The following is a 15,852-nucleotide window of genomic DNA, read 5'->3' on the forward strand; positions in this document are numbered from 1 at the left end:
TTGCTGTCACACGCGCCGTCCCAAGGAATGGGAACGGCGCGAAAAACGTCGTCCTCAGAGCGGAACGAACAGCAGCAGCAGCGCGATCAGCAGCGAGAAGATGCCGAGCGCTTCGGTCACGGCGAAGCCGAAGATCAGGTTGCCGAACTGGCCCTGAGCGGCCGACGGGTTGCGCACGGCTGCGGCGAGGTAGTTGCCGAAGATCACGCCCACGCCGACGCCCGCACCGCCCATGCCGATGCACGCGATGCCCGCGCCGATAAGTTTTGCTGCTGCCGGATCCATTTTAGACTCCTTGGAAGAAAGATGGGGTTGTGGGTGGAAATTCCCCGGACCGCTCAGTGTCCCGGATGAATGGCGTCGTTGAGGTAGATGCAGGTCAGGATCGCGAACACATAGGCCTGGAGGAACGCGACCAGGATCTCGAGCGAGGTCAGCGCGACCGTGAGCGCCAGCGGCAGCACGCCGCCGACCCAGCCGATGGCGCCGAGCGAGAAGCCGAGCATGGCGACGAAGCCTGCGAACACCTTCAACGCGATGTGGCCGGCCAGCATGTTGGCGAAGAGACGAACGCTGTGGGAGACCGGCCGCAGGAAGAACGACAGGATCTCGATGAACATGACCAGCGGCAGGATGTAGATGGGGACGCCGTGGGGAACGAAAATCTTGAAGAATTTCAGGCCGTTCTTGTAGATGCCGTAGATCAGGACCGTGAAGAACACCAACAACGCGAGCGCCGCGGTGACGATCAAATGGCTCGAGACCGTGAAGGTATAGGGAATGATCCCCACCAGGTTCGAGACGCAGATGAACATGAACAGCGAGAAGATCAGCGGGAAGAACTTCATGCCTTCCGCGCCGGCCGTCGAACGGATGGTCGAGGCGACGAATTCGTAGGAGATTTCGGCGACCGACTGCAGGCGCCCGGGAACCAGCTGCGTGCCGCTGGCAAGCATCAGGATCGAGATGATCGCCACCGCCACCAGCATGTAGAGCGACGAATTGGTGAAGGCGATCGTGTGATTGCCGATATGGCCCAGAGTGAAGAGAGGCTCGATGTTGAACTGGTGGATCGGGTCGATTTTCATCAGCGCGGCATCTCTTGGTCTGCCGGGCAATGCCGGCGGGTCTCGGTCTGCCGGCCGGGCCGGCCCGTACCGGCGAGGCCGGCACGATCATTCCTCTCCTGGTGGGGACCGGCTACGAATCACCGCGCCTGTTTTGACCCGCGCCCGCCGTTCTCACCACGTTCACCACGCCAGCCACGAAGCCCAGCAGCAGGAACACGATAAATCCGAAGGGCGACGTCGACAGCAAGCGGTCGAACCCCCAGCCAATCCCCGCTCCGACAGCGACGCCGGCGATCAACTCCGAGGATAACCGGAAACCAAGCGCCATTGCCGAGGCTCTGGCCGCTCTGTCTCCACCGTCACCTGCGGGTTGCTCGGTCTTGCTCCGGCGGTCGCGAAATTCGGACAACCGCTGATCAAGACTTCCGAGCCGTTCGGAAAGCGCGGCTTCCTTGGACGATCTATCGCGATCTTCATTCTCGCCGTGTCCCGTGCCCTGTGTCATGCAACGAAGACCCGAAACGCTGCGGCTGAATGGAAATTGCGCCCGTCACCCTCAAAAGCCGCGCGGACCATACTGATGGCCCATAATCAAGTCAAGCCAAGTCACGATTGCGTCGATTTCGGTTATGTATCTGATTCATTTGATGATATTGGCGTGCGCGGCAGCGCTGCACACAGCGTGACGCCGCACCGCAGCAGGTCTCCTCTCGATCGGTGGATGTAGCTGTCCTTTCGCCGCACTGCCTGGATCAAAGAAGCCATCGCGTTCGTTGATTTCAGAGGCGGGTTTTTGGCGGCGGATTGCTCGATGGGGGTGTAGAATTGCGCAGAAGCCGCAGTAGCGCCGTGGCGGAGAGGGCGATGAGACCAGCGAAGTCATCCACAACATCATGGCGGCTTGCGGCGGCGGCCGCGGTGATGATCGTCAGCGGCGGCCTCGTGGCCGCGCAATCCGGGCCCGACGGCGAAAATGGTCGCTACAGCATGACTCCCATCCCCGAGGGCGTGCTGCGGCTCGACACTCGCACCGGCACGGTATCGACCTGCGCCAAGAACGACGCCGGCTGGGCCTGCTACGCGGTGCCCGACGAGCGGACCGCACTCGACGCCGAGATCGGCAGGCTCCAGGCCGAGGTCGAGAGGCTGAAGGGACAGCTCGCGGCCGGACCGACGGTGTCGGGCAAGATCGACGAGGCATTGCCGAAATCCGACCCGCTGAAGAAGGCGGAGCCCAAGGTCGCCGAAGGCGAGCGCAAGATCGAGATTCCGCTGCCGAGCGACCAGGACGTCGATCGCGTGATGTCGTTCCTGGAAAAAGCCTGGCGGCGGCTGATCGACATGGCCAACCGCGTGCAGAAGGACGTGTCGGGGAAGATTTGAGAGTTTGAATGACGCCTGAAAAACAGCTGACGCGCTCGGTGCCATCGATCGTGCAGGCCACGGTCATCAGTACCGCCCTGTTGACGGTGCCGACACCCGGGCGAGACTTCGTCGATCTCACCAGCGAAGCTGCGAAATTCATCAATGAGGCCTGCGCGCGCGATGGCGCGCTGACGCTGTTCATCCGCCACACTTCGGCCTCGCTGACGATTCAGGAGAACGCCGATCCCTCCGTGCTGGTTGATCTCACCACGGCACTGTCACGGCTCGCACCGGAGAACGCCGGGTGGACCCATGACACAGAGGGACCCGACGACATGCCCGCGCACATCAAGACGATGCTGACGGGGACCTCGCTCCAGGTCCCGGTGCTGAACGGCAAGCTCGCGCTCGGCACCTGGCAGGCGATCTATCTGATCGAGCATCGCAGCCGTCCGCACCGCCGCGAGGTCGTGCTGCAATTCATCGGCAGCAATCAGTAAGCGCTCAAAACAAAACCGGCCGCGGGGAGTCCGCGGCCGGTTCGTGTTGTCGATCGCTGCTTCGATCAGGTCGCCTTGATGTCGACGTCCTTGGTTTCAGGCAGGAAGAAGAAACCGATCACGACGGTGATGGACGCGAAGATGATCGGGTACCAGAGGCCGGCATAGATGTCGCCGGTCGAGGCCACGATGGCGAAGGCGGTCGCCGGCAGAAGGCCGCCGAACCAGCCGTTGCCGATGTGGTAGGGCAGCGACATCGAGGTGTAGCGGATGCGGGTCGGGAACAGTTCGACCAGCATTGCGGCAATCGGGCCGTACACCATGGTGACGAACAGCACCAGGATGAACAGCAGGCCGATGATCGCCGCCACCTGCGGACGGAAGATGTCGAGCGGATGCGCCATCTTCACGATGCCGGCGTCGCCCGCCTTCGGATAGCCCGCCGCCTGCACCGCGGCGAGAACCGCCGGGTTGCCGTCCTTGGCGTTCGTGTAGGGCACTTCCTTGCCGTTGATCATGATCTTCACGCCGGAGCCGGCGGGACCGGGTGTCGTCGAGTACTTGACGGACGACAGCGACAGGAAGGCGCGCGCGGTGTCGCAGGGTGCGGTGAAGACGCGGGTGCCGACCGGGTTGAACAGGTCGCCGCACCCTGCGGGATCGGCCACCACCTCGACCTTGGTCTGCTCGATCGCCTTCTCCAGCGCCGGGTTGGCGTTGGTGGTGATCATCTTGAAGATCGGGAAGAAGGTCAGCGCCGCGATCAGGCAGCCGCCGAGGATGATCGGCTTGCGGCCGATCTTGTCGGACAGCATGCCGAACACGATGAAGAAGCCGGTGCCGAGCAGCAGCGACCAGGCGATCAGCAGGTTAGCGGTGTAGCCGTCGACCTTCAGGATCGATTGCAGGAAAAACAGCGCGTAGAACTGGCCAGTGTACCAGACCACGCCCTGGCCCATCACGCCGCCGAGCAGGGCGAGCAGCACGAGCTTGCCGTTCTGCCAGTTGCCGAAGGCTTCCGTCAGCGGTGCCTTCGAACCCTTCCCCTCGTCCTTCATCTTCTGGAAGATCGGCGATTCGTTGAGGCGAAGCCGGATCCAGACCGAGACGCCGAGCAGCAGCACCGAGACCAGGAACGGGATGCGCCAGCCCCAGGCCGCGAAGTCCGCTTCGCCGAGCGCGGAACGGGTGAACAGGATCACCAGCAGCGACAGGAACAGGCCGAGAGTCGCCGTAGTCTGGATGAAGGAGGTGTAGTAGCCACGCTTGCCGTTCGGCGCGTGCTCCGCGACGTAGGTCGCAGCACCGCCGTATTCGCCGCCGAGCGCCAGGCCCTGGGCGAGGCGCAGCACGATCAGGATGATCGGGGCTGCGATGCCGATGGTGGCCGCGTTGGGCAGCAGGCCGACGATGAAGGTCGACAGACCCATGATCAGGATTGTGACGAGGAATGTGTATTTGCGGCCGACGATGTCGCCGATGCGGCCGAACACGATCGCGCCGAACGGACGGACCAGGAAGCCTGCGGCGAACGCCAGCAGCGCGAAGATGTCGCGGGTTGCCGGCGGATAGGCCGAGAAGAACTGCGCGCCGATGATGCTGGCGAGCGAGCCATAGAGATAGAAGTCGTACCACTCGAAGACGGTACCGAGCGAGGAGGCGAGAATGACGAACCGTTCGTCCTTCGTCATACCGGCGCTGGAAGATCGTGCCGATGTTGCAGTTACTGTCGTCATTCCGATTCGCTCCCCTTGTCTTCTTGGATTTAGAATCGATCCGCGCCGTGCAGGCGCGCCACCAATCGGGGGCCAGCAATTACATGCCTACCGCGGCCGGCCCAATAGTACTTTCGACGCGAATCGGAAGGACTGCGAGATATCTGTCGGGAAATCACGGGATTGCAGGAACGAAATACCGTGGGTCTGCAGACTCAAACTAAAGTCCAAGTACGGAAAAGCCTATCACGACGATCCACATCACGATGGACACCAGCGCAGACCAGTATGCAAAAACCAGATAGGTCTCTCGCATCACCGTTGAGACTGCTTCTTGTGCATGCGACTGAGGCGGGCGTCGGTCCTTTGGAAGGTACAGCCACATCTCTGTGCGGCGGTGGTCTTTGGTCCGCGCCTCCTCCGCTTTCAGGAGAAGCACCAGTGTCATGATCAGGCTCAGAAAGCCTCCCGCCTGAAACGCGGAGCGCGGCAGAAACGAAAGGCCGATCATCACGCAGAATATAGCGAGGGAGGCAAATCCGCATGCGCGCAGAACCGTTTCGAAGGCGATGCGGCGCATTTCTTCCATGAGGAGGGACTCCGTCGCCTGGCTCATTGGGGTCGGGGGAATGGAGATACGGATTAGGGTAGTCCCTGCGGGGCCTGCCTTCAATGGTTCCCGCCCGCCGTTCAGAGGCCGATGCTGATGAAATTGCCGGCGGCGGGGAGCGCCAGAATAGCCGTGCCGGCCAGCCAGATCCAAAGCGAGACGTTGTTGGACTCCTGGGCGCCGGTAACACGTTCGTAGATGGCGGCGGGAATGCCGCCCAGGATGACGGTAGCGGTCGAGACCATCAGCGAGGCGAACATCAGCGTCAGCGAGACGCTTCCGAACAGAAGCGGGCCTGCAAGCGGCTGGACATAGAGCAAGGCGAAGATCAGCCAAAGCTGGTTGAAGAGGCCGTTGATCATTCCGAAGAAGGCAATGCCGATCAGGTAGAAGTTGCGGCTCATGACCCTCCTCCCGCAAGCCGCGGCGCGAGATTGAGCACGAGCAAGGTGTAGTGGAACACGATCCGCAGCCAGAACATCCAGACAAAACCGAACAGCCACACGACCGCTGGAGGAGCTGCCTTCGGCGTGACGATCGCAATGGCGGTGAGCACCGGATCGGTGAGGCGGCAGAAGAAGCGCCAGATATAGTTTGGCGAGTCGGCGTCTACGAAGAGGCCGAGCAGGAAGCGGCCGAGCATGGTGTACATCAGCGCCGCCAGAACGAAGTTCGGCAGGTGAAAATACCAGTATCTGGCGAATGAGTCGGCGATATCCAAAATCTGTCCTCCTCCGGGCGTCGCTCTGAAAGCAGTATGATCCTGCGATGGCGCTCGCTCCATGCGGGCCGTCGGGCAATCTGGACCAGCGTCCGCACGCAACAATGTCAAGGCAGGCGGTTCGGGGCAAGCGAGCGCCACCGGTCGCAAACAAAAACGGGGCCTCGCAAGGCCCCGTTTGTCGCAATCTATCCGATCCGCTCAGGTCGTTTTCTCTTCGAGCACCGTGCGGCCTCGCGGCTTGCGAATCTCGTCGACATAGGCCTGCATTTCCCGCGACGGCGCCCGTCCCAGCAGGCTCACGATGATGATCACCGCGAAGCCGAAGGGCGCACCCAGCAAGCCGCAGGCGATGTTGCTGAGGTTGAACCAACCCACCTTGTTGGCCAGCGGGTGGGCCAGCGTCGCCCAACTCTCCATGGCGTTGGGCAATGCCATGGCCTTGACGATGTCGACCAGCGGTGCGCCGGTGACCGGATTGAGCAGCGACGTCATGCCGAAGTACTTGACGCCCGCGCCCGGGAAATAGCGCGTGGTCACGAGGTAGAACAGGCAGAGCCCGAACCCGGCGATGATGCCGCAGACCGCGCCCGCGGACGTCGTGCGCTTCCACCAGACGCCCATCACGAGTGCCGGGAAGTTGCCCGCCATTGCCAGGGAGAACGCCCAGCCGACCATGGCCAGGATATCCCCGGGCTTGGTGGCGGCCGTCGCCGCGGCGACCAGCGCAACTATCAGCAGGAGCACGCGCGCGATGACCAGCCGGCGTGCCGTCGGCGCGGTCGGATCGATCATCTTGTAGTAGACGTCATGCGACAATGCGTTCGCAATCGCGAGCAGCAACCCGTCGGCGGTGGACAGAGCCGCCGCGAGACCGCCGGCCGCGACGAGGCCGGAAATCACGTACGGAAGCCCCGCGATTTCCGGTGTCGAGAGCACGATCACGTCCGTGTTGATGACGAAGTCCTGCAGCCGGACCACACCGGGGTGGCCGGCAACGGCCTTGCACGCGGCAATGACGGCGTCGATGTTGACGGCGTTCTTGCCGCAGATCTGGATCAGCCCGAGCTCGCCCCAGTTGAACAGCCAGGGTCTGATCGCGGACAGATCGCGCCCGATGATGTTCGTGTACACCTCCAGCTTGGAGAACGCTGCGTAGGCAGGCGCCGAGAAGTACAGGAGGAAGATGAACAGCAGCGACCATGCCACGGACTGCCGCGCCTCACGCACCGACGGCGTCGTGAAGTAGCGCATCAGGATATGCGGCAGCGAGGCCGTGCCGACCATCATGCACAGGATGATCGCAAAGAAGTTCAGCGGACTATAGCTGAGGAACGGCTGAATGTGCGGCTTGAGGCTTGCTGCCGCAGCGAGTCCGTTGGCGAGCATCTCCTGTTCGCGCGCCGTGATGTCCGCGATCGCGTGTCCATAAGTCAGCTGGGGAATCGGTATCCCGTAGATCTTGGTCGACAGGATCACGATCGGTGTCAGGTAGGCTATGATCAGCACGATGTATTGGGCCACCTGCGTCCAGGTCACCGCGCGCATGCCGCCCAGCATCGAGCAGACCAGGATGCCGACCAGTCCTGCGAAAACTGCGATCTCGAACTGCATGCCGAGGAAGCGCGAGGCAATGATGCCCGTGCCGTAGATCTGCGCCGTCACATAGGTGAACGAACAGGCGACGAGCACGATCACGCCCAGCGCCCGGGCGAAATTGCCGCCATAGCGGAAGGACAGGAAGTCGGGCACCGTATAGGCGCCGAATTTACGCAGATAGGGTCCGATCAGGATGGAGACCAGCACGAAGCCGCCGGTCCATCCGAGCACCCAGGCAAGGCCATCATAGCCAAGCAGGAACAGCGTGCCCGCCATGCCCACGAAGGACGCTGCCGACATCCAATCGGCGCCCGTAGCCATGCCGTTGTAGAACGCCGGCACGCTGCGGCCCGCCACATAGTATTCCGAAACTTGTGCCGTTCGCGACAGAATCCCGATGATCGCGTAGACCGCGAGCGTGAAGAACACGAACAGGTAGCCGAGAATCTTGTTCGGTACCCCGATGATCTCGAGGACGGCGAGCAGAAGGACAAACGCGACGAATCCTCCGGTGTAGAAGCCGTAGATCCGCCCGAGGTTGCTGAGAAAGTCGGAACCGCCGGTTGTGGCCTGTGTAGCCATGTTCAACCCTCCCGATCGTCTTCGGCGAAGCCGAATTCACGGTCGATCTTGTCCTGCTGTCTGGCGAACACGAACAGGATGATCACGAAGGCAATCAGCGATCCCTGCGCGGCCATATAGAAGCCGAGCGGGAAGCCAAGAATCGGCACCTGAATGTTGTTGAGCGGAACCACGAACATGTGGATGACGTATCCGAAGAAGAACCAGATGCCGAGGTTGATCAGCATCAGGCGCGAGGTCTTGCCCCAGTGGGCTTCTTCTCGTTCTCTGAGATTGTGGGAGTCAGGCATGGGCTGCATTTCCTCTTTTCAGGACTCCGGCATGCGAGCCGGAGGAATCGAGGGGTTGCATACCCGTCGCTGCGGCCCCCCCGTGCCGCCTTCCAACCGGTCTTTCGCCAATTTGGAATGTTGAAGGCTAACATCAGGAGTGCCGAGGTCTTTATAATACTTTCGGAGGGAACCGATGCTGCGGATGCGAACAGCGTTGCGGCCGTTGACAATTCGGGCGCGGCGAGCGCGGGATGGCACGGCGATTCCGTCTGGCAGGATCGGACTGCGATGAAGCTGCTGCAAAAATTCTTTCGTCCCCGGCCGCCGATTGGCGACCGCGAGGCGCTTGCCGACTTCATCGACGCGCAGTCGGCGTTCATCGTGCAAAAGGGTATCTACGAGTATTCGCGTGCCCGCGCCGGCCACTACGCCAAGGTGCTGTTTGCCGAGGAAGGATTTGCTCTAGCCGTCGAACGTTCGCGCTGGCAGGCTTATCCACTCGGGCTTGCGATGGTCGGCGAGATGGTCGAGGGGGTATTGCGCCCACATGCCGGCATGCAGCGCCGGGCGGTTCTCGACCAGATGATCCTGGTCGTCCTCTCGGTTTTCGACCGTTATCCAGTGCCGCCGTCGATCGGCGAGGATGGCTGGTTTCAGGCCCGGCGCGAGCTGGAGCAGCGGCTCGACCTCGTCGGCGGGCATGCGCCCAAGCGCGTGATGGATATTCCCGAGCCGCTGGCGGAAACCTATTTTGCGATGATGCCGATCCACGAGAAACTGCGCGGACGGGATTTCGAGACGATACGCAATTACCTGCGTGTCAGCCTGTGCAACATCCATGACGAATTGGTCGATCGCATCGATGCGGCTGCGGTGACCAACACGATGCTGGAGTAGGATCGCCCGGCCTTTGCCAATGCCCGGTTTGCCGGCCGGCATCGCGGTCCGGCCTTCCGAGGGGGGACGATGGATACGACAAATGGTGCTGCCCCGCTTTTGTCGCTCGACGCCGTTGTCATCGATGCCGAAACCACCGGGCTCGATCCGCGCAAGGCGCGGGTGATCGAACTCGCCGGCGTGCGTCTGTCGGCCGGAAAGCTGGTCGACGGCGGTTCGTTCGTTCAATTGCTGCGGCCGGCCGATGAACCGATTCCCGCCGAGACGACGCGCATTCACGGCATCGACAATGCCGCGGTCGCTGAATCGCCGCTATTTGTGGATGTCTGGCCGCATTTCGAGGCGTTCCTCGGCCGGGCCGTCGTCATCGGGCACATGATCGGTTTCGATCTTGCGGTGCTGAAGCGCGAATGCGACCTGGCGGGGCTGCCATGGTCCCGGCCTCGAACGCTCGATACCAGGCTGCTTGCGGAGATCGTTGCGCCGAACCTCGGCGGATACGAGCTGGGGAATCTCGCAAGCTGGCTTGGTATCGACGTGGTCGGTCGGCACTCCGCCCTCGGCGACGCGATCACGACGGCACGGGTGTTCCTGGCGCTGCTGCCGGGGCTGCGTGAGCACGGTATCCGGACCGTTGCCGAGGCCGAGCGGGCCTGTCGCGCGCTCATCGCTGTGCTTGATGATCAGGTGCGGATGGGCTGGATCGAGGCGGTCGAAGCGACGGCTCGCGTCGATGCAGAGCAAACGCTGAAGCGGTTCGACGCCTATGCCTACCGCCATCGCAACCGCGACATCATGCGGTGTCCGGCCATTTTCGTCGCCGCGGATGTTTCGGTGGGCGTCGCCCTGGCGCGAATGACGAGCGAGAGAATATCGGCCGTGTACGTCGGCGCGCCGCATGCGGCCGCAGCTGACGTCAAGGCCGTCGAGGCCGGGATCGTTACCGAGCGTGATGTGCTCCGGGCGATCGCCCGGCTCGGTGCCTCGGCGCTGGAGCTGCCGGTGCACCGGATCATGAGCAGGCCGTTGGCGTCCATTCCCGAGGACGCGCTTGTCTATCGCGCGATTGGCCGGATGAATCGCCTCAAGACTCGTCATCTCGGCGTTGTCGATGAGGCTGGCCGCGTGGTCGGCGCGTTGTCCGCGCGGGACCTGCTGCGTCTGCGGGCAGGGGAGGCCATATCGCTCGGAGACGAGATCGAGGATGCTGCAGACACGCAGGCACTGGCGGTTGCCTGGGCGAAGCTGCCGCGGGTTGCGGAGGTGCTCCTGGCGGAAGGATTGTCCGGCCGTCAGATTGCGGACGTGATTTCCAGCGAGCTCTGCGCCCTCACCCGTCAGGCCGCTGTGATTGCCGAGCGGCTCATGCGGGAGCGCGGCGAGGGCGACCCCCCAACGCCATACACGCTGATCGTGCTCGGGTCTGCCGGACGCGGCGAAAGCCTGCTGGCGATGGATCAGGACAATGCCGTGATCTTCGAGCAAGGCGAACCGGGAGGCGGCGAGGATCGCTGGTTTGAGGCGTTCGGGGCGCACGTTGCAGATATTCTGCACGAGGCCGGTGTGCCCTATTGCAAGGGGGGCGTCATGGCGAAAAACCCGCCCTGGCGCGGCTCGGTTGCAACGTGGCGTGACCGCATCGAGCACTGGGTCTGGCGCTCCAGTCCAAAGGATCTGCTGTCGGTGGATATCTTCTTCGATCTGCGGGCCGTTCATGGCGACGGGAGCCTTGCCGTCTCCGTCAGGCAGGCGGCCTTCGCGGCAGCCGAGGGGCAGGTCGCTTTCGCCAAGCTTCTGGTCGAGGGGATCAGCGTCCCCGCGAGCCTGAAATTCTTCGGCGGCATCCGCACTGAAGGCGGTCGCATCGACCTCAAGGCGGCAGGGCTGTTCGGCCTGGTCGCTGCAGCGCGTGCGATGGCGATTCGCTACCATGTGATGGGCCGGTCGACATCGCAGCGACTCGCGGGTGTGAAGGCCGTGGTTGGCCGTGGCGACACCGATCTCGATGCGCTCGACGAGGCCCATGGTGTCTTTCTGGAGCTGATCGTGTCGCAACAGATTGCGGATGTGGCGCAGGGGACGCCGCCCTCCAATGCGGTGTTGGTCAAGCGATTGTCGGCCCGTGACCGCGAGCGATTGAGGGCAGCGCTTCAAGCGGTCACCGTGATCGATGATTTGACCCGAGACCTGCTGTTCAGGGATTGATGAGACCCGTCAGCGGCTTTTTGCGCTGCAGCATCAATTGGTTCGCGCCTGTGATTAACTGCCTTGCGACTACGGGTGGAAGGTTGCCTTGCAAGACGGGTCCAGTCAGTGAACAATCGTCAATTGCTGCTTGATCAGCAACGAGTTGATATTCTTTCCCGATCTTTCGTCGGCCTGCGGAACAGATGACTGCAACAGCGAATGCAAGCACCCACCTCGTCATCGCCGATGACCATCCCCTGTTCCGCGATGCGCTGCGACAGGCGGTGGCGGGCGTTCTCCCGTCGGCCAGGATCGACGAGGCCGGATCCTTCGAAGACCTGACCGGGCTGCTGGAACAGACCTCGGACGTCGACCTGATCCTGCTCGACCTCTCGATGCCCGGGATCTCCGGCTTTTCCGGCCTGATCTATCTGCGCGCGCAATATCCGGCGATCCCGGTCGTGATCGTCTCGGCGTCCGACGACAGCGCCACGATTCGCCGCTCGCTCGATTTCGGCGCGTCCGGCTTCATTCCGAAGCGTTTCGGCGTCGAGACGTTGCGTGACGCCATCCTCAAGGTGATGGACGGCGACGTCTGGGTTCCCGCCGACACCGACCTGTCCGCCGCGGCCGACCCCGACATGACGCGCCTGCGCGACCGCCTGGTAACGCTGACGCCGCAGCAGGTCCGGGTCCTCATGATGCTGTCGGAGGGCCTTCTCAACAAGCAGATCGCCTACGAGCTCGGCGTCTCCGAGGCCACGATCAAGGCGCATGTCTCGGCCATCCTGCAAAAGCTCGGCGTCGAGAGCCGCACCCAGGCCGTGATTGCCGCCGCAAAGATCGCCGGCGGCCAGTGGACGCAGGGCACGCCGACGGGGTGAGGCCGCTACAGTGTGGTCAGAAGCACGTTGGCCGCTCTGATATCCGCCGTTTCGGAGCCCTCGGCAAAGTCCTCGAGGGTCGATTGGAGCAAGTGCTTCGCTTCGTCGCGCTCCCCGCGTTCGGCAAATAGTCCGGCGAGATCGATCGCGGCGCGCAGCTCCCAGGCTGCGGCGCCTTGGCGGCGGCTCAAACCCAGGGATTGCATCAGGTAGACCTCTGCTTGCTCAGCCCTGGGCTGCGGCAGCGACAGCAGGACCTTGCCCTTCATCCGCAACAGCTCTCCGCGCGATGATCGCGGCATTGGCATCGTCGAGCGCGATCTGCGCGTCGCCGGCCGCGGCACGTTCGAGGAAGAGCTGAAGTGCGGGGCAGGCCTCGTAACAGGTTCTCCGCCAGCCTCACAACTTCTCACAAGTCTAAACGCGTCTCCCGGGCGCGCCGCTGATATTTGGTTGCGCAGCGCCAAGGAGACTTTCATGACGCAAGCGGCAGAACTGCTCTACACGGCCCGGACGCACACCCGCAGCGGCCGACACGACGGCATATCGCGCAGTTCCGACGGCCGCCTCGACGTCAAGCTGTCGCCGCCAGGAGGCGCAGGCATCGGCACCAATCCCGAGCAATTGTTCGCAGCCGGCTGGTCGGCCTGCTTCGAAGGCGCGATGGAAATGGCAGCCCGCAAGCGGAAAATCGTGCTTCCCAGGAAAAGTGCGATCGATACGGAAATCGATCTTCTTCTCGATGATGGCACTTATGCCCTCCGGGCGCGTCTCAATGTCAGCCTGCCGGGTCTCGATCGCGAGACCGCACAGGGCATCGTCGCTGAAGCGCATCAAACCTGCCCCTACTCCAAGGCCGTCCGCGGCAACATCGACGTCACGGTCGCGCTGGTCTGACGCAGCATCATCAACCACCAGGAGGTCGCAACGCCATGAAGCAGATCATCGATGAGCACCGCCGCCAGTTTCTCGGCATCGCCACAGGAGCCGTCGCCGTCGGCCTCGGCGTGATCGATCTCGCACGCGCCGAGACGGAACCGCCACGATCCTCCGCATCGAATGCGTCCTTCGGGGCGATCAAGCAGATCGACGCCGGCGTTCTCAACGTCGGCTATGCGGAGGTGGGGCCCTCGAACGGTCCCGTCGCGATCCTGCTGCACGGCTGGCCCTACGACATTCACGCCTTTGTCGATGTCGCGCCGATCCTGGCGAAGGCCGGCTATCGCGTGATCGTCCCTTATTTGCGCGGCTACGGCACGACGCACTTCCTCTCCAGTGAGACGCCGCGCAACGGCGAGCCTGCGGCGATGGCCGTCGACATCATCGCGCTGATGGACAAGCTCGATATCAAGAAAGCCGTCGTCGCCGGGTTCGACTGGGGCGCGCGCACCGCGGACGTCATCGCCGCGCTGTGGCCCGACCGCTGCCGCGCACTGGTGTCGGTCAGCGGCTATCTGATTTCCAGCCAGGCTGCCGGCAGTGCTCCGTTGCCGCCGCAGGCGGAGCTGCAATGGTGGTACCAGTTCTACTTCGCCACCGAGCGCGGCCGCGCCGGATACGAGAAGTACACGCACGATTTCGCCAAGCTGATCTGGAAGCTCGCCTCGCCGCAGTGGAAGTTCGACGATGCCACCTTCAATCGCAGCGCGGCGGCGCTCGACAACAAGGATCATGTCGCGATCACGATCCACAATTACCGCTGGCGGCTCGGGCTCGCCCAGGGCGAGGCGAAGTACGAGCATCTCGAAAAGAAGCTCGCGGCGGCTCCCGTCATCGACGTGCCGACCATCACGATGGAAGGTGACGCCAACGGCGCACCGCATCCCGATCCTAGCGCCTACGCCAAGAGGTTCTCAGGCCGATACGAGTTTCGCCTGATCACCGGCGGCATCGGCCATAATCTGCCGCAGGAAGCACCGCAAGCCTTTGCCAAGGCCGTCATCGACGCCGACGGCGCCTGAGCATCTGTCAGCACCTAGGTCCAGCCCGGCTGGACCGAGGATCGCCCCGTTGATCCCAGCTTGAAGAAACGTCATGTCGCCTACCGAACCTGAAAAGAAGAAGTCCTTCTACGCCACGATGATCGTGCTGACGGTGGTGCTGCTTGTCGTGCTCCTGACCTGCGTGCCGTATCTGGTCACGATCGCCTCCGCAGAGGGGCCGGTGGAACGCAGCGCGGCGGATGCTTCGCCGATCTTCGGCGTCACGATTCCGCCGGGCTACAAGCAGTGGGAGCTGGTCGCGCCGGCCGAAGAGGCGGCGCCGCTCGACGAGCTTCGCGCTGTGGTCGGCAACCAGACCGCAATCGATGCCTATCAGGCCGGGAAACTCCCGTTCCCGGACGGCACCATTCTGGTCAAGCGCGCCTGGAAGCGGAAGCAATCGCCGGAGTTCGCATCCGCAACCATTCCCGGCGCCGCCACCACGGTCCAGGTGATGGTCAAGGATTCCAGGAAATACGCTGCCACCGGCGGCTGGGGGTTCGGCCGCTTCATCAACGGCAGGCCGGTGGACGAGGCCCAGCATCGCACCTGCTTCGCCTGCCACGAGGCTCGAGCCAAGAGCCACGATTACGTCTTCACGCGCCTGGCGCCCTGACGCCATCCGGAGACCGTCATGTCGAAGACTTGGTTCATCAGCGGCAGCTCGCGCGGGCTTGGCCGGGCCATCGTGGAAGCCGCGCTCACGGCGGGAGATCGCGTGCTTGCGTCGGCCCGGGATCCAAAGCCACTCGAACCGTTGCTTGCGCGCTTCGGTGAAAGGCTTCGGCTTGCAACCCTCGACGTGACCGACGAGGCGGCAGCGCAAGCAGCGGTCGGCTTGGCGGTGCAGACATTTGGCGGCGTCGATGTGCTCGTGAACAACGCCGGTTACGGCGATCTCGGATCGGTCGAGGACACCAGCCTGGAGACGTTCCGTCATCAGATCGAGGTCAATCTGATCGGCACCATCATCGTCACCAAGGCGGCGATTCCGGTGCTGCGTCGGCAGCACCGCGGGCACATCGTGCAGGTCTCATCCGTCGGCGGGCGCATTGGCGCTCCGGCCCGCGCGGCCTATTCGGCCGCGAAATGGGGGGTCGAGGGCTTTTCGGAATCGCTGGCGCGCGAGATGGCGTTGATCGGCGTGACCGTGACGATCGTCGAGCCCGGCGGCTTTCGCACCGGGTTTGCCCGGGCCGCGCATGCGGCCGGCGAGGGACGGCCGGAGTACGACGCGGTCGTTGGCGCCGCCGTCAGGATGCAGCGCGATTACGATGGCCGCCAGCCCGGCGACCCCGCCAAGGCTGCAGCCGTCGTGTTGAAGCTCGTCGACATGGATCGGCCACCCCTGCGGATTGCGCTCGGCAGCGACGCCGTGAACGCCATCGCGGCGACGGATAAGCTTCGTCTCGAGGAATTGGAGACGTGGCGCGCGCTCAGCGTATCGACCGACTACTGACCCGCGCGT

General features: G+C 63.4%; 19 protein-coding genes. 9 read left to right on the plus strand and 10 right to left on the minus strand.

Features of this window, described 5'->3' with window-relative positions; all coding sequences use genetic code 11:
- Window positions 1-54: 54 nt before the first annotated feature.
- The 3 genes from ACSHT2_RS23420 to ACSHT2_RS23430 all read right to left on the minus strand — a co-directional run bounded on the left by ACSHT2_RS23420 (window position 55) and on the right by ACSHT2_RS23430 (window position 1,575).
- Window positions 55-285: a F0F1 ATP synthase subunit C gene (locus ACSHT2_RS23420; RefSeq protein WP_007599451.1), complete on the minus strand. Its 231-nt coding sequence runs from the start codon at window positions 283-285 to the stop codon at window positions 55-57.
- Window positions 286-338: 53 nt separating this feature from the next.
- Window positions 339-1,088 (minus strand): F0F1 ATP synthase subunit A, encoded by a 750-nt coding sequence (locus ACSHT2_RS23425; protein ID WP_370137631.1) that lies wholly within the window; start codon window positions 1,086-1,088, stop codon window positions 339-341.
- Between the two features lie 112 nt (window positions 1,089-1,200).
- A complete protein-coding gene (locus ACSHT2_RS23430) occupies window positions 1,201-1,575 on the minus strand; it encodes an AtpZ/AtpI family protein (protein WP_440636814.1) in 375 nt (124 codons plus the stop codon).
- A 359-nt stretch (window positions 1,576-1,934) separates the two neighbouring features.
- Here ACSHT2_RS23430 and ACSHT2_RS23435 point away from each other — a divergent pair, with 359 nt between their 5' ends.
- Together ACSHT2_RS23435 and ACSHT2_RS23440 are read left to right on the plus strand one after the other, a co-directional pair.
- A complete protein-coding gene (locus ACSHT2_RS23435; protein ID WP_440636816.1) occupies window positions 1,935-2,453 on the plus strand; it encodes a hypothetical protein in 519 nt (172 codons plus the stop codon).
- An 8-nt stretch (window positions 2,454-2,461) separates the two neighbouring features.
- A complete protein-coding gene (locus tag ACSHT2_RS23440) occupies window positions 2,462-2,935 on the plus strand; it encodes a secondary thiamine-phosphate synthase enzyme YjbQ (RefSeq protein WP_440636818.1) in 474 nt (157 codons plus the stop codon).
- 65 nt (window positions 2,936-3,000) lie between these two features.
- On the opposite strand, the gene ACSHT2_RS23445 is transcribed toward ACSHT2_RS23440, so the two are convergent.
- From ACSHT2_RS23445 to ACSHT2_RS23470, 6 genes are all read right to left on the minus strand, one after another.
- Entirely contained in the window at window positions 3,001-4,626 is a 1,626-nt protein-coding gene (locus ACSHT2_RS23445) for an MFS transporter (protein WP_440642911.1), read from the minus strand.
- Between the two features lie 244 nt (window positions 4,627-4,870).
- Window positions 4,871-5,239 carry a hypothetical protein gene (locus ACSHT2_RS23450; protein ID WP_440636820.1) on the minus strand — a complete coding sequence of 123 codons (369 nt, stop codon included), beginning with the start codon at window positions 5,237-5,239 and terminating at the stop codon, window positions 4,871-4,873.
- Between the two features lie 101 nt (window positions 5,240-5,340).
- Window positions 5,341-5,664 (minus strand): hypothetical protein, encoded by a 324-nt coding sequence (locus tag ACSHT2_RS23455; RefSeq protein ID WP_319337844.1) that lies wholly within the window; start codon window positions 5,662-5,664, stop codon window positions 5,341-5,343.
- Window positions 5,661-5,981: a hypothetical protein gene (locus ACSHT2_RS23460; protein WP_319337847.1), complete on the minus strand. Its 321-nt coding sequence runs from the start codon at window positions 5,979-5,981 to the stop codon at window positions 5,661-5,663. Before ACSHT2_RS23460 ends, ACSHT2_RS23455 begins: the two co-directional genes overlap by 4 nt.
- Before the next feature lie 201 nt (window positions 5,982-6,182).
- Window positions 6,183-8,162: a sodium:solute symporter family protein gene (locus tag ACSHT2_RS23465; RefSeq protein ID WP_440636823.1), complete on the minus strand. Its 1,980-nt coding sequence runs from the start codon at window positions 8,160-8,162 to the stop codon at window positions 6,183-6,185.
- A gap of 2 nt (window positions 8,163-8,164) precedes the next feature.
- Window positions 8,165-8,452, minus strand: coding sequence for a DUF4212 domain-containing protein (locus tag ACSHT2_RS23470; protein WP_319337852.1), 288 nt, complete (start codon window positions 8,450-8,452; stop codon window positions 8,165-8,167).
- 270 nt (window positions 8,453-8,722) lie between these two features.
- On the opposite strand from ACSHT2_RS23470, the gene ACSHT2_RS23475 reads away from it, so the two are divergent.
- From ACSHT2_RS23475 to ACSHT2_RS23485, 3 genes are all read left to right on the plus strand, one after another.
- Entirely contained in the window at window positions 8,723-9,331 is a 609-nt protein-coding gene (locus ACSHT2_RS23475; RefSeq protein ID WP_440636825.1) for a hypothetical protein, read from the plus strand.
- Window positions 9,332-9,400: 69 nt separating this feature from the next.
- Entirely contained in the window at window positions 9,401-11,536 is a 2,136-nt protein-coding gene (locus ACSHT2_RS23480; RefSeq protein WP_440636827.1) for a DUF294 nucleotidyltransferase-like domain-containing protein, read from the plus strand.
- A 185-nt stretch (window positions 11,537-11,721) separates the two neighbouring features.
- Complete coding sequence (locus ACSHT2_RS23485) at window positions 11,722-12,402, plus strand: response regulator (protein WP_440636829.1); 681 nt, start codon at window positions 11,722-11,724, stop codon at window positions 12,400-12,402.
- Between the two features lie 5 nt (window positions 12,403-12,407).
- Here ACSHT2_RS23485 and ACSHT2_RS23490 read toward each other — a convergent pair whose 3' ends face one another.
- Window positions 12,408-12,671, minus strand: a complete 264-nt coding sequence (locus tag ACSHT2_RS23490; protein WP_440636831.1) for a hypothetical protein — start codon at window positions 12,669-12,671, stop codon at window positions 12,408-12,410.
- 208 nt (window positions 12,672-12,879) lie between these two features.
- On the opposite strand from ACSHT2_RS23490, the gene ACSHT2_RS23495 reads away from it, so the two are divergent.
- The 4 genes from ACSHT2_RS23495 (at window position 12,880) to ACSHT2_RS23510 (ending at window position 15,843) form a co-directional block, all read left to right on the plus strand.
- The gene (locus tag ACSHT2_RS23495; RefSeq protein WP_440636833.1) at window positions 12,880-13,299 is read left to right on the plus strand and encodes an organic hydroperoxide resistance protein; all 420 of its coding nucleotides are present in this window, start codon (window positions 12,880-12,882) and stop codon (window positions 13,297-13,299) included.
- A 35-nt stretch (window positions 13,300-13,334) separates the two neighbouring features.
- Window positions 13,335-14,363, plus strand: a complete 1,029-nt coding sequence (locus ACSHT2_RS23500; protein ID WP_440636834.1) for an alpha/beta fold hydrolase — start codon at window positions 13,335-13,337, stop codon at window positions 14,361-14,363.
- A 73-nt stretch (window positions 14,364-14,436) separates the two neighbouring features.
- The gene (locus ACSHT2_RS23505; RefSeq protein WP_440636836.1) at window positions 14,437-15,000 is read left to right on the plus strand and encodes a cytochrome P460 family protein; all 564 of its coding nucleotides are present in this window, start codon (window positions 14,437-14,439) and stop codon (window positions 14,998-15,000) included.
- A gap of 18 nt (window positions 15,001-15,018) precedes the next feature.
- A complete protein-coding gene (locus ACSHT2_RS23510) occupies window positions 15,019-15,843 on the plus strand; it encodes an SDR family NAD(P)-dependent oxidoreductase (RefSeq protein ID WP_440636838.1) in 825 nt (274 codons plus the stop codon).
- The last annotated feature ends 9 nt before the right edge of the window (window positions 15,844-15,852 follow it).

This window comes from Bradyrhizobium sp. PUT101 (genome assembly GCF_052043945.1).
Taxonomy (GTDB): Bacteria; Pseudomonadota; Alphaproteobacteria; order Rhizobiales; family Xanthobacteraceae; genus Bradyrhizobium.